Source organism: Carboxylicivirga longa, assembly GCF_050589825.1.
Classification (GTDB): domain Bacteria; phylum Bacteroidota; class Bacteroidia; order Bacteroidales; family Marinilabiliaceae; genus Carboxylicivirga; species Carboxylicivirga longa.
The window spans coordinates 1-20,762 of sequence record NZ_JBNGOZ010000027.1; the positions used below are offsets into that span (position 1 = coordinate 1).

Genomic DNA, 20,762 nt, shown 5'->3' on the forward strand with positions numbered 1-20,762 from the left:
GAAGTGGGAGAGTAGGTCGCCGCCTTTTTTTAGAGAAACCTCTTATTCAGAAATGAGTAAGAGGTTTTTTGCGTTTAATATGTTTTGCATTCACGTGCGAGGGGTGCGTTAGAAACTGGGTTTTTCCATAATGTGTAGGAGGTGGATAAATGTGTTTAGTCGGTAATGATTTGTTCGCTTTTATAGTCAATGTGTGCTTAAGTGCTTAAAGCTTCGTATTTTGGCACCAAAATATACTACGATTATGAAAATACGAATAGGATTTATTGTTATGGGTGTCGCAATGGCACTAGGGTTGTCTGCGTGCTGCACAGCGCACACTAGCTCTCCAAAAGTCATGGATCCGCTTGACTATGTCAATCCCTTGATGGGTACGGACTCGGAATTTGCCCTGTCTAATGGTAATACCTACCCGGCTATTGCAACGCCCTGGGGGATGAATTTCTGGACGCCGCAAACCAATAAAATGGGCGATGGATGGGGTTATCAGTACGATGCCCATAAAATAAGGGGGATTAAGCAAACGCATCAGCCCAGTCCCTGGATTAATGACTATGCTGCTTTTAGTCTGATGGCTTTGACTGGTGAACTTAAGTTCAAAGAAGAGGAAAGGCAGAGTTGGTTTTCTCACAAGGCAGAAACTGTTAAGCCACATTATTATCAGGTTTATTTAGCTGATTATGACGTTAATGTAGAGGTAAGCCCTACTGAGCGCGCTGCACAGTTTCGTTTTACATTTCCTGAGAATGATGAAAGCTATGTGCTTGTGGATGGATTCCATCAGGGATCTTACGTAAAAGTATTTCCTGATGAGCAGAAAGTCATAGGGTATTGTCGAAATAATTCCGGAGGTGTACCCGATAACTTCCACAATTATTTTGTGATTGAATTTGATAAGCCCTTTGAGGCTGTTCAGACATGGAATAAAGAGACGCTAACAGATGCCAATGAGGCAGAGGGTTATCATGTGGGTGCTGTGCTTCGTTTTAAAACATCTAAAGGAGAGCAAGTACATGCTAAGGTAGCTTCATCATTCATAAGCCCTGATCAGGCACAACTTAATCTGAATCGTGAAATTGGAGATGACGATTTTGAAACAACGCGCGATAAAGCTTATACTGCATGGCGAACGGAGTTAGATAAAATTCGCGTGGAAGGTGGAACCATCGATCAGCAGCGTATATTTTACTCCACCTTGTATCGTGTACTGCTTTTCCCACGGAAGTTTTATGAATTCGATAGCGATAACAAAGTCGTGCATTACAGTCCGTATAATGGCGAGGTATTACCAGGATATATGTTCACAGATAACGGATTTTGGGACACTTTTAGAGCTGTTTTTCCTTTCTTTACCGTAATGTATCCCGAGCTCAATAACCATATTATGGAAGGGCTGGTTAACACGTATAAGGAAAGTGGTTGGTTGCCTGAATGGGCCAGCCCGGGGCATAGGGGCTGTATGATTGGCTCTAACTCGGCGGTAAATATTGCAGATGCCTACTTAAAAGGAATGCGTGATTATGATATTGAGACCTTGTACAAAGCCATCCTTAAAAATACCGAGGGGTATATGGAGGAGGTTACTTCTGTAGGGCGTTACGGTGCAAGCTACTACAATGAGTTGGGTTATGTTCCTTATGACGTGGGTATTCATGAAAATGCTGCACGTACCCTTGAATATGCTTTTGCCGATTATAATATTTATAAGTTGGCTAAAGCACTGGGTAAACCCCAGAAGGAAATTGATTTATTTGCTAAACGCGCACAAAACTACAGAAATTTGTTTTGCCCTGATAATAAGTTGATGCGCGGTAAAAATGCCGATGGCAGTTTTCAGGAGCCTTTCAGTGAGTTTAAGTGGGGTGGTGCCTTTACCGAAGGCAATAGCTGGCATTATACCTGGTCGGTTTTTCATGATATTGAAGGGCTGAAACAACTCATGGGTGGTAACGATGGTTTTATTCAACAGTTGGATAAAGTGTTTGAATTGCCACCAGTGTTTGATGATTCATACTATGGCTTTCCAATTCACGAGATACGGGAGATGCAGATTATGAATATGGGACAATATGCCCATGGTAATCAGCCAATACAGCACATGACCTATTTATATAACTATGCAGGGCAGCCATGGAAAACGCAGTATCGTGTGCGTCAGGTAATGGATAAGCTTTATACCCCGCATCCTGATGGTTATTGCGGTGATGAAGATAATGGTCAGACATCAGCCTGGTACGTATTTAGTGCCATGGGCTTTTATCCGGTATGCCCGGGACAGGATATGTATGTATTCGGAAGTCCTGTATTTGATAAGGTAACACTTAGCCTGCCCAATGGTAAGGAGCTGGTAATTAACAGTAATAATAATGGCAAAGAAAATGTGTATGTTCAGAGCCTTAAGGTAAATAATACCTCTTGGGATAAAAACTACATTGGCCATCATGAATTGCTAGAAGGTGGAACGTGGACCTTTGAAATGGGTTCTCAGCCGAATAAAAAAAGAGGCGTATCACCAAGCAGTTATCCGCCATCCATGAGTACGGAAGAGTAAAATATAAATGGGGTTGATCGTCTGATCAGCCCCATTTCATATTATAATTTAATTACCAATTCATCTAACGACTTGCGCACTTTGGGCAGGTGTTGATATTTATCATCCACTGAGCGAAAACCAACAGCTGCTAATACTACTGAGCGTAATCCTTTCGAAGGTAGATCCAGCAGCTCATCAAAGGCTTGTTTATCGAAGCCTTCCATGGGGCAGGTATCAATGCCTTCGCTGGCACAGGCCACCATCAGTTGTCCCAAAGCAATATAGGCTTGCTTGGCCGCCCATAAGCCGGCTTCCTCAGGACTCATGCGCTTGATGCTTCCTTTCATCATCGCTTCATATTCACCCAGAGCTTCCACAGGCACCTGACGTACCTTTGCAATCCGATCAATAAATCGATCTACCTCTTCGACCGATAGATTGGTATTAACAGTAAAAAGTATCAAGTGCGAGGCATCCGTAATTTGTGGTTGTTCCCAGGCTGCTTTTTTTAGTTTTTGTCGAAGTTCATCACTCTCAATCACGACCAGAGAAAAGGGTTGAAGACCATAAGATGATGGAGCTAAATTGGTGGCTTCCAGAATGAAGTTAAGCTGTTCTTCCGATAATTTTTTATTGGTATCGAAGTGCTTGGTGGCATAGCGCCAGTTGAGTGTATCAATTATATTCATTTGCATCAATGTGTTTCGTTTTAACAATCATTCAAGCGTATTGATGTTATTAGTTCAATTGCTCAAATGCATTTCTTATATGAAGAAACACCAAAAGCCTACTTTTGTTTCTGATGACTATTAATGCGTTTTTATGAATTAATACATGCAGGTATTTAAGTATCCAGATGCAGCGCTGTGCCTGTTTTAATTTCACGCATTACAAAATAGCTTTGCACATTGCCCACATGATCTACCACTGCTAGTTTATTGTAGATAAAGTTGTGGTAAGTTTCCATGTTTTTGGTGATGACTTTTAGTGTATAGTCGAACATGCCGGCTATATGATGGCATTCTATTACCTCGGGCAACTTTGCAATGGCTGCTTCAAATTGCCCGATCACTTCGTGGGAATGCTGTTTGAGTGAAACGTGGCAGAAGGCAATCAACTCCTTGCCAATTTTTTCACGGTTAATAATGGCAACGTACTTTTCTATTACACCGGTTCGCTCCAGTCGTTTGATACGCTCAAATACGGGTGTGGTTGATAAATTTAAGTGATGTGCCAGTTGCTTGGTTGTCATCTTTGCATTTTGCTGCAATAGTCCTAGTAGCTTCTTGTCGGTGGCGTCCAGGTTGATGGGAGAATATTTTTCTGATTGTGACATATTTAGCTGAATGTAAAGTAATAAAAAACTATTATTATATCTGTATGTGGAATATACGACTAATATACGTTTTGTATGTGGTTAAATAAACTGCTTTCTGCTAAATTTGTTAAAAAATATTTCGATGATGAAGAAGCAGATGAAACCACAAAGCCTGATGATGTCGCATGGTTACGATGCGCACGCTCATCAGGGGGCCGTCAAGAGCCCAATTTATCAGACTTCTACTTACTGTTTTAACTCGGCAGAAGAGGGTAAAGCATTCTTTGAGCTGGCCTATGGCTTACGCGATAAAGAGGAAGGTGAGGAAATGGGCATGATTTATTCTCGTCTTGATCATCCAAATATGAATATTCTAGAGAAGCGCCTTGCGCTGTGGGACAATACCGAAGCAGGAGCCTTCTTCTCCAGTGGTATGGCAGCCATCTCTACCACTGTGTTTACCTTTGTTAAGCCCGGTGATTTGCTGTTGTATTCCGGGCCTGTGTATGGGGGTACCGATCATTTTTTCAACCATGTATTGCCAGCATTTAATATTGATGTGATCAGCTTTGTGAAGGGCGAAGAAGAAGATGTGATCATCGAGCGTGTTGAAAGGTCCTATCCGGGACGTAAGCCTGCCATGGTTTATGTGGAGACACCGGGCAACCCTACCAACTCAATTATTGATATTGAAATGGTATCGCGTGTGGCAAAGTACTTCAGCAATGCAGACAAAAAATGCCTTTTCGCAGTGGATAACACCTTTCTTGGGCCTGTTTTTCAACATCCCTTGCAATTTGGTGCTGACATTGTTATTTATTCCGCCACTAAGTTTATTGGTGGTCATAGTGATGTAATAGCGGGTGCCGTTACTGGACCGGCAGCCTATATTAGCCCAATTAAAGGAATGCGTACTTTCTTTGGAAGTCAGCTAGATCCCAATTCATGCTGGCTGCTACAGCGCAGTTTGGAGACCATTAAGGTACGCATGGAAGAGCAGAGCCGCAGTGCAGCTATTATAGCAGATTATCTGAAGAATCACCCCATGGTGGCAAAAATGCATTACCTGGGTATGCTGGATGATGAACCTGGCTTAAAAGCGATTTTTGGTCGTCAGTGTTTGTCTGCCGGCTCCATGATTGCTTTTGATATTGTGGGGGGCGAAAAAGAAGCATTCTTGTTTTTAAATAACTTAAAATTATTTAAATTAGCTGTTAGTCTGGGTTCTACAGAGAGCCTGGCGCAGCATCCGGCAACGATGACACACGTGGATGTGTCGCCCGAAGATCGGCTGAAACTCGGTATTTCACCGTCTTTGATTAGATTAAGTATAGGGCTAGAAGATCCGCAGGATCTGATAGAACAGATAGCAAACGCTTTCGAAGTGGTTAAGAAAGCGAGTAATTCAACCATTTGCTAACAAGTGGTTTGAATTTGGTTTTTATGGTTAATGTTTTGCTAAGCCGTCCTGTGGTGGGACGGCTTTTTTTGAACACCTAAAAGATATAAAGCTCTTTAACTGTGCTATTATTAATATTCAAATTCGTTAGCGTTAAATGTTATTTTATGCCAAAATTATTAGTGTTCGAGCAATTATGCTTCTATTTGATTTATTAATTATCTACATTCGTTATGGTTTAACCTAAACAGCCGCTTCCCTTGCTTATATTCTTTCTAAACAGATGAAGGAGAAAAGGTAAAAAAAACTATATTTGATTTTCTAAAATATTGTGAATGTGTAATCTCTTAGCTTTTTGTCCGTGAGATATGCAGTGTAGACTTGTAAAATGGCTGCCTTTTAAGCTTTATTAAGAGACTTGCTTTTGTTGCATAGTAACACAAATACGCCTTTTCGCGTAACAATTCAACACAATGGTGCACTTATTTGTCTATTGTGTATTATTATTCTGTAATGGGGAGTCAGCTAAAATAATTTTAGCTGGCTTTAAAATATAAATTATGAACGATATCAATAAAAAGAGGACAGGAAGCCTTATTTCCATCCAGGATTCGTTGGTGAAGGCCCGTTTCTTCGATGATGTGGTAATGGGGGAAACTGCCGAGATTGCTGTTGATGGGAAGTTTCTTCAGGCAGAAGTTTTGCAGATACAACCTGATCCGAAGAATGCCGAGGCCGGTATTGTGGAAATGCAGGTTTTTGAAGATCTGACCGGTGCTAAAATTGGTGATGAAGTGGTGTTTAAAGGCACACCATTATCGGTGTTGCTCGGACCTGGTTTGTTAACCAGTGTTTGGGACGGACTTCAAAATCCCTTGTATAAACTAAGCGAAGAAGATGCTTATCTGAAACCCGGTATGCAGGCGCCATCTTTGGATGAGGAGGCCTTATGGGACTTTACACCTAGCGTTAAGGTGGGCGATGCGCTGACTGGCGGTGATGTGATTGGATCGGTACCTGAGGGTAAGGTTGATCACAAAATTTTGGTGCCCTTTAGCTTTGGTCCTTGCAAGGTAGAAAGCATTATTGAGAAAAGTACAGTGAACATCACACAGCAGGTGGCAGTGGTGATTGACGAGTTGGGTAATAAGCATGAACTTAAGTTGGCCTTCCGTCAACCGGTAAAATCACCGATTCCGTTTAAAGAACGTGCCATACCCACAAAACCTATTTCTACGGGTACACGTGTAATTGACCTGTTGGCGCCGGTAGGATACGGTGGTACCGTGGGTAACCCCGGACCTTTTGGTGCAGGTAAAACAGTATTGCAGCACTCGCTGTGTAAATATGCCGTGGCCGATATTATTATTATGGCTGCCTGTGGTGAGCGTGCTGGCGAGGCGGTAGAGGTATTTAAAGAATTTGCCGAGCTGGAAGACCCCACAACGGGTGAGTCACTCATGAACCGCATGTGTATTTTCGGTAATACCAGTTCTATGCCGGTAGCAGCGCGTGAAGCATCTGTATTTATTGCCTTAACAGTAGGTGAATATTATCGCTATCAGGGTAAAAAAGTAGTGATGCTGGCCGATTCAACATCACGTTGGGCACAGGCCTTACGCGAGCGTAGCGGTCGTCAGGGAGATATTCCCGGACCGGAAGCTTTTCCAATGGATATACCCGATCAGATCAAAGGGATGTACCAACGTGCCGGTGATGATTTAGGAACTGGAGGGTCATTAACCTTTATTGGAACTGTATCGCCAGCAGGTGGTAACTTCCAGGAGCCGGTAACTCAGGCTACGATGGATGCCACGGGGGGTTTCTGGGGCTTGTCACAGGATCGTGCCGATGCGAAAAAATATCCGGCCATCGATCCTTTGGTATATACTACTTCTGTGTATGATGGTTTTGTGTCGTGGAAAGATCGTCAGAAGATGATTCAGACACTTAATGATGCCAACGATATTGATCAAACGATTAGTACTATCGGACTAAAGAAAGTACCGGTAGCTAATTATGTGCAGTTTCAGAAAGGGCTGACCATTGATTTCTGTGTGATGCAGCAGGACGCCTTCGATAAGGTGGATGCCTGTACACGTCCAGAGCGTTTGGCCGTCATCAATCAAGCCGTTCAGAACCTGATCGACAGCGATATTGCTTTTGAGGCCAATGATATGGATGATGAGCAACTGAAAGAGATGATTAAACACAAGTTTGATGAATTGCGTCAGTGGTGGAAAGATTGGAACTATGCGGCTAAAACCGACGAAGAATTAGCCAAGCTACCCAATGCAGTTGATAAATTTATTTTACAGGAGGAATACGCCGTATGATCAGGAAAGAAATAAATAAAATAAGCGAAGTAGGTAAGGCCCTCATCTCTGTAGAAGGCAATCCGGGCGTTGCACTTAATCATGTGGTGGAGCTACTGGAGGCCGACTCAGGACAGAGCCTGTCCTTTGCCAAAGCCATTAATATTACCGAAGACTCAACACGTTTTCAGGTGTTTAACGGTACTACCGGATTAAGTACACGTACTAAAATACGGATGCATGAGCTACCACTCACAGCGGGTTTTTCCAATAAGATGCTGGGTCGTAGCTTCGATGGATCGGGCGAAGTGGCCGATGGTGGCCCTGAAGTCATTTTTGAAAAACAATTGTCAACACGTTTAGACACGCTTAATCCTACCGTGCGTAACGTACCTAAGCAGGCGTTGTGGACCGGTATTCCTATGATTGATGTGTTTAATACCCTGGTGAAATCGCAGAAAATTCCAATTTTTGCTGGTCCTACTGAACCCTACAACCGCTTGTTGTCTCAGATTGCTCAGGGTGCCCAGGCTGATGTGATTATCTTTGCCGGTATAGGTCTTAAGTTTGACGAGTATCAGTATTTTAAAGAGCAATTATCGCAGTCGGGTAACATCGATAAAACCATTATGTTTACGCACCTGGCCGGTGACTCACAGATTAAGGGACTGATGCTGCCGGATGTGGCACTGAGTGTGGCCCGTGAGTTTGGCGATCAGGGAAAAGATGTGTTGGTACTGCTTACCGATATGACAAACTGGTCGAACATCCTGCGTAATGTGGCCAACTATCAGGATATGATTCCTTCGCTGCAAGGTTATCCGGGTTCTTTGTACTCCGAGTTGGCGAAGCGTTACGAGGTGGCTGCCGATATTGAAGGGGCAGGCTCTATCACCATTATTGGTGCTACCACGCTGGAGTCATTGGAAGATCCAGTGCCCGATAACACCGGTTATATTACCGAAGGTCAGTTTTTCCTCGAAAATGGTAAGCTGAAATTGGCTCGTTCACTATCACGCTTGAAGCAAGGGGTGAATGGTAAAACCCGTAATGATCACCGTGCTATTATGACGGCGATGGCCTCCTTGTTAGCAGATGCGGAGAAAGCCTACGAGGCTTCTGAGGTAGGAGCTGCCAATGACCCTTACTCGCAGAAACTATTGCGTTACCGTACCGATTTTATCGACAATATTGAAGAGCCTTTTGGTGAGCCAATTGAGTTAGAAGCTGCCTTGGATAGGTGTTGGTCCATCCTTAAGCGCCACTTTGATCCAACCGAAACGGGTCTCAGTAAAAAACTGATTGAAGAGTATTGGGATAAGAACTAATCGGTTATTTATTATTTTAAAAATGAAAGAAATGCACGATAATAAAGAAAATCTTGAAAAGATAGTTTCGAAGCTGAAAGCGCAGGGCATTGATGCAGGCGAGGCTGAAAAGCAGCGCATTATTGAGGAGGCTAAGAAACAGGCAGAGCAAATTATCGCTGATGCTGAGGCGCAGAAGCTTTCCGTTGTAAATGCTGCCAATGCTAAAGCCAAGCAGGCCGAAGAAAATGCACAGACTGCCATTAAGCAGGCCGCCCGTGATATGATTGAAGCTACCAAGGTGGCTGTTCTGAAATATATGGAGTCTATTTTTGGTGGACTTACCGGTAGTTTATTCTCTCAGGAGCAGTATTTACAGGAGTTAACCAAAGCGGTGGTTGCTTCCATAAAAGGTGAAAAGGTGGTCTCGGTGTCGGCGGATACCCTTAAAGCTATGGAGGCCTTCATTGTAAGTGAAGGCTTGAAGGCCGAGGTGGAGTTGAAGCCGCTGACCAACAGTGATGCTAAAATTGTAGTGCAGTCAAAAGCAAATAAAGGCGTGCAGTTTGTATTGAGCGATGAGGATATACAACAGGCCATGTTTACGTTGTTAAATAAGGATTTGGTTGCGCGTATAACCAAAAGCCAGGAGGACTAATATGTCGAACTTGGTTTATTTAATGAGTAGCTTGCCGTCGTTGAGTTTTGGACAGGTACCACCCATTACCATGGATGAGTTCACCCACGATGCCAAGAATCAATTATCGGCCAGGCACTTCAAAAAATTGGAAGCGGTAGATGCCTACCAGATGCCCGATGCGGGTGGTAAGCATGCTTTGCAGCGCTTTAGCAGACTGATTAACAAGATGCAGGAAGATATCTCGGAGATTAGGACTGCCCGCGTGCACAAGCGCACGCCGGGTTTGGCGCATCTGCCCCGAACGGTCATCACTGCCAATCCATTGGAGCGCGAAAAGCTGATTATGCGATGGCAATGGGAAGAACTGGATACCATACAAGCTGGCGAAATGTTCACCTTAACGGATGTGATGGTTTATAAATTGCGTTTGCAAATTTTAAACCGTATGAACTCATTCGATGCAGAAAAGGGTTCGCAGGTATTGGCATCGGTTGTTAACCCGCCTAAAAAGAAGGAGGAGTAATGGCAGGAGTAAAAATAAAATATACAAAGACAGAGCGTGCTCGTCAGAAGAAAATTCTGAAGGTGTCAATGCGTATGTTGCCTTTGTTCGAGGCCATGGAGAAATCTCTTATGTCAACAATTAACACTATTGCTGAACGTATTGAGGAGATCCGGCAGGTTATCGAACAGAACAATCAGGCAGCTCGACCGTGGGTGGCTGTTATGAGCGATTCAAAGGTAGATATTAAGTCGTTTATATCGGTTAATAAAGTCATTACCAAGCACGTTGATGTGGCCGGTGTGCGGGTTAATCAGTACGATAGTGTTGATTTTAATGTAGAGCCAGTGCAGTACGATACGCCGTTGTGGGTGGATGAGGCCATTGATTTGATGAAGGAGCAATTGCAGCTGATGGCAGAAATTGATTGTCTTCAGGAGCAGATACTTTTGCTCGAAGAGGAATTGCTGGATGTGCGCGCTCGTATCAAGCTGTTTGAAAACCGACGTATCCCCAATGCAAAAACGGCGATACGCAAAATCGGTCAGAAGCTGCAGGATGATGAGCGCTTGACCATTGCTACGGCTAAAGTTGTTAAAACCAGTCAAAAGGAAGGAGTGATGGTATGATTAAGAAAATGAAAAAGCTATTGCTTTTCATGACGAATCCTGTCAACGATATGGATGAGGATTTAACCGTGCTCGGACAATTGGGATTGATGCATATTTCACCTTTTCAGCCGGCTAAAGACGATTCCATTGATCGTGTGCAGGAGCGCATTGAGCAGATGGAGCGTGCCATTGACATATTGGAGGCGCATGAAGGTCAGGGGGCTGATGCACAGGCTCGGGTGAGTGACTATGCCGGTGAGGAAAGGGGTGAAATTGCCTTTCTGGAAAAGATATTGGATACCAATGTACACAATGCTGAACTGAAGCTGCAAATAGACGAGCTGACTAACGAGAAGCAGTGGTTTGAAGCGTGGGGATTGGTGGCAATTGATGATGTAAGGGCGCTTCATGATAAAGGGGTATTTGTACGTCTTTATGAAGTGGCCGATAAGGATTTGAAAAATATCCGTACTAATGAAAATGTGCTTATTGCGGGACGGTCTAATGGAGTTAATCAGGTAGTGCTTATCTCTGAAGATAAGGATGCTACCCTGAATTATCATCCGGTGGAATTTCCCAAGCGATCGCTCAAGCAAGTTGAGCAGACTTTGTCTGAAAAGGAAGCTGAGCTAAGCAAAGGTAAGCAATTCCTAGGGCAACTGAGTGCACAAAAGGAACTGTTGAAGGAAGCTCTGGTTGAAAGAAAGCGTCGCTTGAAAGTGCGTTTGGTGCAGTACGGAGGCGTTTCTTTTTATGGTAAGTTACGCTGCTGGGAAGGTTTTGTGCCCGAAGATCAGGTGAGTCATATAACCGATGCTGCCGAAGAAAACGGTTGGGGTTATATGGTGAAAGATCCTCGACCCGATGAATATGAGCAGGTGCCTACTTTACTGGAAAATCCGGGATGGACCCACAAGATAAAGCCGGTGATGAACTTTATGGGACTGGTGCCGGGCTACGACGAGATTGATGTATCGAAAGTATTTTTGATATTCTTTACCTTTTTTACCGGTATTCTTGTTGGTGATGCAGGCTATGGTCTTATCTTCTTTGCCCTTACCCTGCTTGTTCATTGGAAACAAGGATTTACCAAGCAGATTGAGTTTGGTTTGATGTATACCTTGTCAGCCTCTATTATGACCTGGGGTGTGCTTACCGGTACCTATTTTGGTGTTGAAGCCATTGCCAATATTCCGTTTTTAAAGCAACTGCAGGTGCAACAGCTAGCGAGTTTTGGTGGCGATAACCTGAAGATTCAACAGTTTATGTTCCTGATTGGAGCAGTGCATTTAAGCATTGGTCATCTGCAAAAAGGTTGGAAATATATGAACAGTGTTATACCCGTGGCTCAGCTGGGTTGGGTATCTATCGTGTGGGGACTTTACTTCCTGGTGAATCAAATGGTGTTAGGAATAGAAGGACCCGTATTCATGCCTTGGATGTTTATCGGAGGTGCCGTGTTGGTGGCCTTGTTTTCAACTCCGGGACAACCCTTGTTCAAAGGAATGCTATCATCACTGGGTAACCTGCCGTTGAATGTTATTAACGGTTTCTCCGACGTTATTTCCTACATTCGCCTGTATGCCGTGGGTTTATCAACGGTATTAATGGCTACTAGCTTTAATGATATGGCCATTGGCGAGGGCATAACCACTTTGGCATCGGGCATTGGAGCCGTTATCATTCTGGTGTTGGGGCATGCCTTAAATATGACTTTGGCAGCCATGGCCGTATTGGTGCATGGTGTACGACTGAATATGTTGGAGTATGCAGGCCATGCAAGTGTAGAATTTTCGGGAAGCGAATACAACCCTTTTAAATTAAAAAATAAGTAAAATCTAATAAATTTACATACAATGACTTTATTAACAGCAGTAAATGGATTTGGTGGCCACGCCATCGCTTTAGGAATCGCAGGAGTAGGTTCAGCAATAGGAACAGGAATTGCCGCCATGGGTGCCATGGGTCTTTGGAAGCAGTCGATTAAGGATAAGAAGAAGTTGCCAGCACTAGCACTGGCCATGGTGGGTATGCCCCTTTCTCAGGTGATTTATGGTATGATTTTCATGAACGCTTTAATTGGTGCTAACCTAAATCCTGACAGCTATACCAACCAGATGGTTTTTGCCCTGTTTGTGGGTATTGCCATTGCTGCCTCGGCCATTATGCAGGGACGTGCCGGTGCTGCCGCTTGTTCTAACTTAGCCGTAGACGACAAGCAGGGTGCAGGTATGTACATTGCTGCCATGGGTGTTATCGAAACCGTTGCCCTGTTGGCCATGGTATTTGGTATGGGAGCTATCCCTGCTGCATAAGGGTATATTTACAAGTAGTAAAATATTATAAGAGTTGGCTATCTTTGCCAGCTCTTTTTTTATAAATAAGGTTTTTAGTCAGTCACGCCTGCCTACTGCCTTCTAACGTAGTAACTGTTATATGAATTTAACCGGTCATTGGCATTTTTTTGAGCAATTTGAAGCAGGTTTTGATATGGGCTATGCACTCCTTAAGCAGGTGAAGCAGAAGGTGACTGGAACCCTTATTTATCGTGAGTATATTTATGGTGAAGGCTCTTTTTTGATTGAAATTGATGTGATGGGCGATGTGGTGGATGACCGACTTATGTTGCAGGGGCAGCGTTATGAAATTCTGGAGTCCGCCGAAGATATTATTTATTGCCTTGATGATCGCATTGCCGAGTTATCCAATCCTAACCGTATAGAAGGCCATAGTGTGGATGATCAGAATTTAGAAGGACGCTTTCTTTTGCGTCGCGTTGGTAGCGATCCGATGTAGCGTCTACGCTGTAAGCTTTTTGATACTTTTTATAAATCCTCCCTTAGGGCTAAAAAGGGTTTCGTTTAATTGACTAGTGCTTTATTTTAATTGACAAGCAACATATTATCATAGATTAAAAATCAAACATTATTCCTAAAATTTTCGTATAATAACATAGAGTTGGTCGCTCTTTGTGGTTGTGTATTTCTGATGCAAAACCACGAGTTGCTTTTCCGAAAAGGTTCGTTAATGACTCTACCTACGGCAACCTCTGCCGGTGCTGCAAGAAAAAGCTAAATTCCTAAAAAAAGAGAGATGAAACGGATATTATTGTTAACCGATTTCTCTGACACTGCCAGGAATGCCGCCATGTACGCCCTTAAAATGTTTGAAAACGAAAAGGTGTATTTCGACCTGCTGAATGCTTATGATCTTGAGTTTAGCGGCAGCCCCTATATTATGCAAGTGAAAGATGAATTGGCTGAAGAGAGTCTCAGAGGCCTCAAGAATGAATTGTCACTTTTGCACCGTCGTTTTCCCGATGCACGTGTTGAACTAGCCTCGCGCTTTGGTTCTTTGCTTGATGTTGTGCAGAGCGAAATTCTGGATTTTAAGCCGGAGCTGATAGTCATTGGTTGTCGGGGTGAAACAGCATTGGAGAATTTTCTGCTGGGTAGCAATGCCTACGAAGTGGTGAAGAACATTAATTCAGCCATTTTGGTAGTACCCAAATATGCCAAATTTAAAAAGCCGGATAAGATTGTCTTTGCAACCGACCTTCGGGACTTTAAAGTGGATGAAGTGGTGGAGCCTCTGCGTGATTTAGCCAAGTATTTTAAGGCAGAGCTGATGTTTGTGAATGTGATGGAGGAGGACTATGTGAATCGCTTGGAGGCAGAGAGTAAAATCGCAGCCCATTTCGATGACATTGACCTGTCCTTTAACTTTATTGAAGGTGAGGATGTGTGTAACGGTATCTTAAAATTTATGGAGGAAAAAGATGCTGATATGGTTACCCTGGTGCGCCATAACGAGTCGTTCTTCGAGCGCCTGTTCCGACCCAGTGTGACCCGTAAAATGGTTTTACATCCTGAGCATCCCATGCTTATTTTACACGATGCGAAATAAAAAAAGCGGCCTGAGCCGCTTTTTTTTTATTTGGTTTCTCAAGTTACTTTGAAACTCGTTCTAACCATTTTAGCATAAATAACATTGTAAGCATAGAAATAACGCATACCACTACAAAAATTGACCAAGTGGCCCAAAGTGGAATGCTTTCATAGAAAATAGCACCAATAAATAATAAACCATTTCCTAAGGCTGTAGCACCAAGCCATCCGCCTTGCATTAAACCTTGCAGGTGTGGTGGTGCAACTTTTGATACAAAAGAAATACCCATTGGACTAATAAATAGTTCTGCGATTGTCAGGATAAAATAGGTGCCGATTAATAACATGGGCGTCACTCGCTCAGTATTACCTAGTGCAATACCGCCTTCGCTTGGACTAATAGTTTCAAATAATGGCAATCCGAATGATCCTATCATCATTACTACAAAGCCTAAAGCTGATATGGCCATACCAATCGCAATCTTTTTAGGTGTTGACGGCTCCAAACCTTTGGCTCTTAACCAACCAAACAGACCCACAACAATTGGAGATAAAAACACAACGAAAAATGGGTTCATCACCTGAAAGATCTCTGCTCCTTCGAACGAAATGCCTAATATCTTAAAAGAAATTACGCTTAAGTCGGTATAGTCGCGTGCAAAGTAGGTCAAAGTCAATCCATTTTGATGGAAAGAAAACCAGAAGAAAATAACAACGCCAAACACAGCAAATAAGGCATACATTCTCTGTCTAATTTCTGCTGCTTCCATTTTTACTTCCTCTTTTGTAAATTCGTTTGCAGATGAATTAGCACTCTTGGGATCCGGGTAGGTTCTTTTGTTTATTAAAAATATAACCAGCGAAGTAACCATTGCTAAAGCAGCAATACCAAAGGCATAGTGAAAACCAGTTGTAAAGACATTTAAATATTTGGTGGAGAAAGCAGCTAAATCGTTAACGACAGTTCCACTGGCTGCATCGGCAAATTCCTGAAATCGAACAATAGATTCTGAATTGATAGTACCCTCTAGATAGCTATGGCAATACTCAGGCAAACTACTGTTATATAAGAAATTATTTTTGCTTAGCCACCAGTTGCGTACACCAATAGCAGCAAGGGGGGCAAAAATGGCACCTACATTAATAAAGGCATAAAAAAGTACGAAACCTGAGTCTCTCATTTTTTTATAGTCGGGGTGGTCATACATTTGTCCAACCAATGCCTGTAAGTTACCTTTAAATAATCCGGTACCAAACGCATAAAGAAATAATCCGAAACATATTATCCCCAAGGATACTGTTACATTAGCAACGGGGGTTACTGTTGGATAAGCAATAAATACCGCTCCAACTACTTTCATAACCAAACCCGATGTGATGGTGCCTTTATAGTTTCCTGTTTTATCCGCAATAATACCTCCCACTAAGGCAAGTATATAAAGCAAAAAATAAAATACAGAATATATAATTCCTGCATCTGTTCCTGTCATGTTATATTTGGCCTGTAAAAACAGCACCAAAATTGCCATCATGGTATAAAAACCAAACCGCTCGCCCATATTGGACAAGGAGGCTGAAATTAATCCTTTAGGATGTCCTTTAAACATATCTATTTAATTTATAATTAGTTGTTAAATCAAAGCGAAACAAATATATATTTTTTTGAAGCACTTACAAATCGTAAGAGTCATGCTCTGTGATAGTTGTCGTGTAATTGGGTGATTGTTAGAAAAGTAAAGTGTTTAAATATTCAAAAATAATTGAACAAACACTTCAAACCATTATAAGCGCTTATCGGCTTTAAAAACTGTTATCTCAATCAAAAACTTTTTACATTTGCTTATGCCGGTTATAGATAGCTTCCTAATGAGCTCATAATTTAGGGTGCTTACTTCTGTAAAATCCTTTGGGCTGTGTTTCGGCTTGATGATTCGGTGTTAGTACAACCTTAAATGCTAGGATAAGATGAAGATATTTCCTGTTTCGCAAATTGCCAATATCGATCGATATACCATAGCGCATGAACCCATTGCTGCCATTGACCTGATGGAACGTGCTGCCCAGGCTTTTTATCGTCGTTTTGTGGCTATATATCCTCATGGCGACGTAAGTGTTTTGGTAGGCCCGGGCAATAATGGTGGCGATGCCCTCGTGGTAGCCCGTCTTTTGCTGCTTGATGGTCGTCGGGTGCAGGTATTTCTTATGAGCGATTCAGTAATGCTGGGTGATGAGGCAGCGCTTAATCTGAAGCGCCTGCGAAAAATACAAGATGATGTGCAAGTGTTGATCTCAGTGGATCAGTTTGATCGGATAGATTCGCAGGATATTGTGGTGGATGGTTTATTTGGCTCGGGCCTTAACCGCCCCTTGAAAGGTTTGTATAAGCAGCTGGTGCAATATATCAATACAGCTGATAATGCGGTGGTGAGCATCGATGTGCCCTCGGGTTTGTTTGGCGAGGATAATCCCACCAATGATATGGAGGGGATTGTGAAAGCAGATCTTACCATTAGTTTTCAGTTTCCCAAGCTGGCCTTTCTCTTGCCCGAAAATGAAGCGTATGTCGGGCAATGGCAGGTGGTGGATATTGGGCTTCATCCACACATTATTCAGCAGAGTGTCACGGGTTTTTCATTAAGTGAATCGCACGATGTGAAGATCTTACTAAAGAAACACAGTCGCTTCTCACACAAGGGATGTTTTGGACATGCCCTGTTGTTAGCTGGTAACTACGGTAAGATGGGAGCCGCGGTGCTGGCATCCAAAGCCTGTTTGAAGGCCGGCGTTGGGCTGCTGACAACCCATGTGCCGCGCCTGGGATATCCCATTATTCAAACCGCGGTGCCCGAGGCAATGGCCAGTATCGATCGCTCCGATATATTGCTCTCCGAGTTTCCACAATTAGATGCTTACGCCGCCTTGGCTATTGGTCCGGGCATTGGCACTAAGCCCAATACATTTGGTGCGCTGCGTGCTCTACTGCAAAGGCTTCAGGGTAAACCCATTGTACTCGATGCTGATGCCCTGAATATGCTGGCTGCTCATCCCTATCTTTGGGAGTCGGTACCGGATAATGCCATTCTAACACCTCACCCTGGTGAGTTCGATCGCCTGGCGGGTAAAAGCACCAATGCCTACGACAGGTTGCAAAAAGCGGTAAGACTGGCAAAAGAAAAAAGCGTGATATTGGTGCTGAAGGGTGCCTATACTGCTGTTATTGCTGCCGATGGGCATTGTTATTTTAATGCAAGTGGTAACTATGGGATGGCTACGGCTGGGAGTGGCGATGTTCTTACAGGTATGCTGCTTGCTTTGTTAGCACAGGGTTATCTGCCTTTAGAGGCGGCAAGACTGGGTGTTTATCTTCATGGGTTGGCTGCTGATCTTCTATTAGGTCAATCGGCAGAGGAAGCCATTGTTGCCAGCGATATTATTTCAAACATCGGCAGCGCCTATAAGCATCTTAAAAATGAGTAGGTGACAAGCTCCAAGCTGACAATTACCATCTTGGCTTTTAATTTTTTTCGTTTACCTTTGGTGTCCCTCGTCTTGTGTGAAAAAAAAGGCGATAAATATGTCGGACTTTTCAGCTTGTGGAGCCTTGCTACTTGGTAAAAGTTCGTGTAAATCAGAAAAAAATATTGGATGATGAAGAAATTACTTTTATCACTTGGAGTTGTTACTGCTCTTTCCTCATGTGCAGTCGAACAAAGTATTCCTTCAAAAGTACATGTGCAAAAGGTGGCCAATCTGAGCAATGCTACCAATAATGTTTTGTTATACAGTTTGCCAACCACCGCTATCCGTGTTAACGTGGAGGTAGAGAAGGTGATCAGTCGCGTGGGGCCATTCTACCGATATTCACAAAAGATGCTGAATATTAGTGATGTGGTGACCGAAGATAAAGTATCGTGGAAGATCAAATCAGTGAATATTGAAACCTATGGTGTTCCTGATGAAACAAAACAATTTGCCATTTCTTACGCCGGCGATAATGTGGCACCTTTTCTAAATCTTACGCCATCCGGTATTCTTTACGGTGTAAACAGTGATATGGTGATGGATCAGGACTACCTGCGTGATTTTACTGCTGAGCAACTACCGGTACTCGAGGATGTTAATTTCAATGCTGTGGCCATGATTGAGAAGCAGCTGACCAAAACATCCACAGCGGCCATGGCAGAAGAAACAGCCAATTATATCTACAAAATACGCAAGCGTCGTTTTAAAATACTGGCCAGCGATTATGAGCAGTTGCCTCCCGATGGTCAATCCTATGAAGTAATGGTACGTGAGTTAAACCAATTGGAGCGTGATCACCTTGAGCTGTTCACTGGTAAGACCGAACGTTTTACAAATACATACACTTTTGATGTTGTGCCTGATCAATTGAGTGCCAATAACGATGTGTTATTTCGTTTCTCAGCGGTGAGTGGAGTTGTAGATAAGATGGATGTGAGTGGTGCACCTGTATATTTTGAACTGGAAGCCGAAGAGACTGCGTCATTGCCTGCTGCCCCTGCTGCGGATGTTAAAAATACGCCACAGCCCGGTCTGTTTTATTGCAAGCCCGGAAAAGCCACGGTTAAAATCATCGATAAAAATAAGCTGATTAAGGAAAAGACAGTTTATTTGGCACAGTACGGACAGCTGTTGTCCATGCCGGCGGAAGTGCTGCAACAGAACAATGTGTCAATCCGTCTTCATCCGGCTACTGGTGCTCTGCAAGGCATTGATAAAACCAAAAACTAAAGAATTCCTCACTATAAATATTAAGTTATGAATAACGAAATAGCGAAGCTATCACCGCAGGGACTGTGGGAGAGCTTTTATAAATTAACTCAAATTCCCCGACCATCAAAAAAAGAAGGCAAGGCCATCGATTTTATGGAGGAATTTGGTAAATCACTTGGTTTAGAAACCATTCGTGATGAGGTGGGTAACATCATCATCCGCAAGCCGGCCACCCCGGGTTACGAAGATCGCATGGGTGTTGTTTTGCAGAGCCATATTGATATGGTACCACAAAAAAACAGCGATAAAGAGCATAACTTTGAGACGGATCCTATTGAGACTTATATTGAAGAGGGCTGGGTAACTGCCAATGGAACCACCTTGGGTGCTGATAATGGTATTGGGGTTGCTGCTGCCATGGCAGTGCTGCAAGCCACCGACCTGGAGCATGGTCCGGTAGAGGCCTTAATCACGATGGATGAGGAGGCTGGAATGACCGGTGCCAATGGTCTTAAGCCAGGCATTCTCAAAGGTGATATTTTGTTGAACATGGATTCTGAAGACGAAGGTGAGCTTTATGTAGGTTGTGCCGGTGGTTCCGATGCGAATATTAAGTTTACTTACACCGATGCAGAAGTGCCTGCCGATTCGGTGGCCTTCAAGCTGTCGCTCATTGGCCTCAAGGGTGGACACTCCGGCATGGACATTGTACTGGGGCGGGGTAATGCCAATAAACTGATGTTTCGCTTCCTGAAATTTGCAGTGGCCAACGATGAGGCACGCCTGGCATCCATCGATGGGGGCAGTCTGCGCAACGCCATCCCGCGCGAAGCTTTCGCTGTGGTAACGGTTCCTCAAGCCAATGCCGATGATTTTATTGATAGTTTGGAAGAGTATGAAGACATATACAAAGCCGAGTTCGGAAGCGTGGAACCCGACCTGTCATTTACTGCCGAGAAGGTGGATTTGCCAAGCAGCTTGATTGACGAAGTGACTCAGGACGACCTTATTAATGGAGTGATCGCTGCGCCCAACGGTGTAATGCGTATGAGTACCGACATGGAAGGCCTGGTGGAGACATCGACCAACCTTGCCATTGTTAAGTCGGGCAATGGCATTATCGAAGTTAAGTGTTTAATGCGCAGCTCGGTTAATACGGCTATTGAAGCATTGGAGTCGAAGATGGAAAGTGTTTTCCGTCTGGCTGGTGCCGAAGTGAATTTTGGGGGTCAGTATCCGGGCTGGAAGCCTAATATGGAGTCGCCTATCCTGAAGACCATGCAGGATGTTTATAATAAGAAATGGGGAAAGATACCCCAGATTAAGGCCATTCATGCCGGTTTGGAATGTGGTATTTTGGGTAGTGCTTATCCGAATTGGGATATGATTTCCTTTGGGCCTACCATCCGTTTCCCACACTCGCCCGATGAGAAGGTGAATATTGAAACGGTTCAGAAATTCTGGGATTATCTGGTTGAGACGCTAAGGAATATTCCTGTTAAAAATAATTGATAGA

At 43.4% G+C, this 20,762-nt stretch carries 17 protein-coding genes; 14 read left to right on the top strand and 3 right to left on the bottom strand.

Translation table 11 applies throughout. The features are described 5' to 3' along the window. Nucleotides 1-244: 244 nt before the first annotated feature. Entirely contained in the window at nt 245-2,551 is a 2,307-nt protein-coding gene (locus tag ACRD7A_RS17085) for a GH92 family glycosyl hydrolase (RefSeq protein WP_430812560.1), read from the top strand. A gap of 41 nt (nt 2,552-2,592) precedes the next feature. On the opposite strand, the gene ACRD7A_RS17090 is transcribed toward ACRD7A_RS17085, so the two are convergent. Both ACRD7A_RS17090 and ACRD7A_RS17095 read right to left on the bottom strand, forming a co-directional pair. Further along, entirely contained in the window at nt 2,593-3,228 is a 636-nt protein-coding gene (locus ACRD7A_RS17090; RefSeq protein WP_430812561.1) for an NAD(P)H-dependent oxidoreductase, read from the bottom strand. Nucleotides 3,229-3,377: 149 nt separating this feature from the next. Beyond that, nucleotides 3,378-3,869, bottom strand: coding sequence for an Lrp/AsnC family transcriptional regulator (locus tag ACRD7A_RS17095; RefSeq protein WP_430812562.1), 492 nt, complete (start codon nt 3,867-3,869; stop codon nt 3,378-3,380). Nucleotides 3,870-3,993: 124 nt separating this feature from the next. On the opposite strand from ACRD7A_RS17095, the gene ACRD7A_RS17100 reads away from it, so the two are divergent. The 10 genes from ACRD7A_RS17100 to ACRD7A_RS17145 all read left to right on the top strand — a co-directional run bounded on the left by ACRD7A_RS17100 (nt 3,994) and on the right by ACRD7A_RS17145 (nt 14,531). Next, nucleotides 3,994-5,271, top strand: a complete 1,278-nt coding sequence (locus ACRD7A_RS17100; RefSeq protein ID WP_430812563.1) for a cystathionine gamma-synthase family protein — start codon at nt 3,994-3,996, stop codon at nt 5,269-5,271. Nucleotides 5,272-5,810: 539 nt separating this feature from the next. Next, nucleotides 5,811-7,586 carry a V-type ATP synthase subunit A gene (locus ACRD7A_RS17105; protein ID WP_430812564.1) on the top strand — a complete coding sequence of 592 codons (1,776 nt, stop codon included), beginning with the start codon at nt 5,811-5,813 and terminating at the stop codon, nt 7,584-7,586. Continuing rightward, nucleotides 7,583-8,893, top strand: a complete 1,311-nt coding sequence (locus ACRD7A_RS17110) for a V-type ATP synthase subunit B (protein WP_430812565.1) — start codon at nt 7,583-7,585, stop codon at nt 8,891-8,893. The genes ACRD7A_RS17105 and ACRD7A_RS17110 overlap by 4 nt, the downstream gene beginning before the upstream one ends. Before the next feature lie 31 nt (nt 8,894-8,924). Then, nucleotides 8,925-9,530 (top strand): hypothetical protein, encoded by a 606-nt coding sequence (locus tag ACRD7A_RS17115; RefSeq protein WP_430812566.1) that lies wholly within the window; start codon nt 8,925-8,927, stop codon nt 9,528-9,530. A 1-nt stretch (nt 9,531) separates the two neighbouring features. Beyond that, nucleotides 9,532-10,035, top strand: coding sequence for a DUF2764 family protein (locus ACRD7A_RS17120; RefSeq protein WP_430812567.1), 504 nt, complete (start codon nt 9,532-9,534; stop codon nt 10,033-10,035). Next, the gene (locus tag ACRD7A_RS17125) at nt 10,035-10,643 is read left to right on the top strand and encodes a V-type ATP synthase subunit D (RefSeq protein ID WP_430812568.1); all 609 of its coding nucleotides are present in this window, start codon (nt 10,035-10,037) and stop codon (nt 10,641-10,643) included. The genes ACRD7A_RS17120 and ACRD7A_RS17125 overlap by 1 nt, the downstream gene beginning before the upstream one ends. After that, nucleotides 10,640-12,460 (top strand): V-type ATP synthase subunit I, encoded by a 1,821-nt coding sequence (locus ACRD7A_RS17130; protein ID WP_430812569.1) that lies wholly within the window; start codon nt 10,640-10,642, stop codon nt 12,458-12,460. Before ACRD7A_RS17125 ends, ACRD7A_RS17130 begins: the two co-directional genes overlap by 4 nt. Before the next feature lie 21 nt (nt 12,461-12,481). Further along, on the top strand, nt 12,482-12,940 hold the full coding sequence (locus tag ACRD7A_RS17135) for a hypothetical protein (RefSeq protein ID WP_430812570.1): 459 nt from the start codon (nt 12,482-12,484) through the stop codon (nt 12,938-12,940). A gap of 121 nt (nt 12,941-13,061) precedes the next feature. Continuing rightward, nucleotides 13,062-13,421, top strand: a complete 360-nt coding sequence (locus tag ACRD7A_RS17140; protein ID WP_430812571.1) for a hypothetical protein — start codon at nt 13,062-13,064, stop codon at nt 13,419-13,421. Between the two features lie 297 nt (nt 13,422-13,718). Beyond that, nucleotides 13,719-14,531, top strand: coding sequence for a universal stress protein (locus ACRD7A_RS17145; protein ID WP_430812572.1), 813 nt, complete (start codon nt 13,719-13,721; stop codon nt 14,529-14,531). A gap of 43 nt (nt 14,532-14,574) precedes the next feature. Here the strand turns inward: ACRD7A_RS17145 and ACRD7A_RS17150 are convergent, their stop codons facing one another. After that, nucleotides 14,575-16,119 carry a peptide MFS transporter gene (locus ACRD7A_RS17150; RefSeq protein WP_430812573.1) on the bottom strand — a complete coding sequence of 515 codons (1,545 nt, stop codon included), beginning with the start codon at nt 16,117-16,119 and terminating at the stop codon, nt 14,575-14,577. A gap of 358 nt (nt 16,120-16,477) precedes the next feature. Between ACRD7A_RS17150 and ACRD7A_RS17155 the strand changes: the two genes are divergently transcribed. The 3 genes from ACRD7A_RS17155 to ACRD7A_RS17165 all read left to right on the top strand — a co-directional run bounded on the left by ACRD7A_RS17155 (nt 16,478) and on the right by ACRD7A_RS17165 (nt 20,758). Further along, nucleotides 16,478-17,989 carry an NAD(P)H-hydrate dehydratase gene (locus ACRD7A_RS17155; protein WP_430812574.1) on the top strand — a complete coding sequence of 504 codons (1,512 nt, stop codon included), beginning with the start codon at nt 16,478-16,480 and terminating at the stop codon, nt 17,987-17,989. Nucleotides 17,990-18,157: 168 nt separating this feature from the next. Further along, nucleotides 18,158-19,264, top strand: coding sequence for a DUF4831 family protein (locus tag ACRD7A_RS17160; RefSeq protein ID WP_430812575.1), 1,107 nt, complete (start codon nt 18,158-18,160; stop codon nt 19,262-19,264). Between the two features lie 27 nt (nt 19,265-19,291). Beyond that, nucleotides 19,292-20,758, top strand: coding sequence for an aminoacyl-histidine dipeptidase (locus ACRD7A_RS17165; protein ID WP_430812576.1), 1,467 nt, complete (start codon nt 19,292-19,294; stop codon nt 20,756-20,758). The last annotated feature ends 4 nt before the right edge of the window (nt 20,759-20,762 follow it).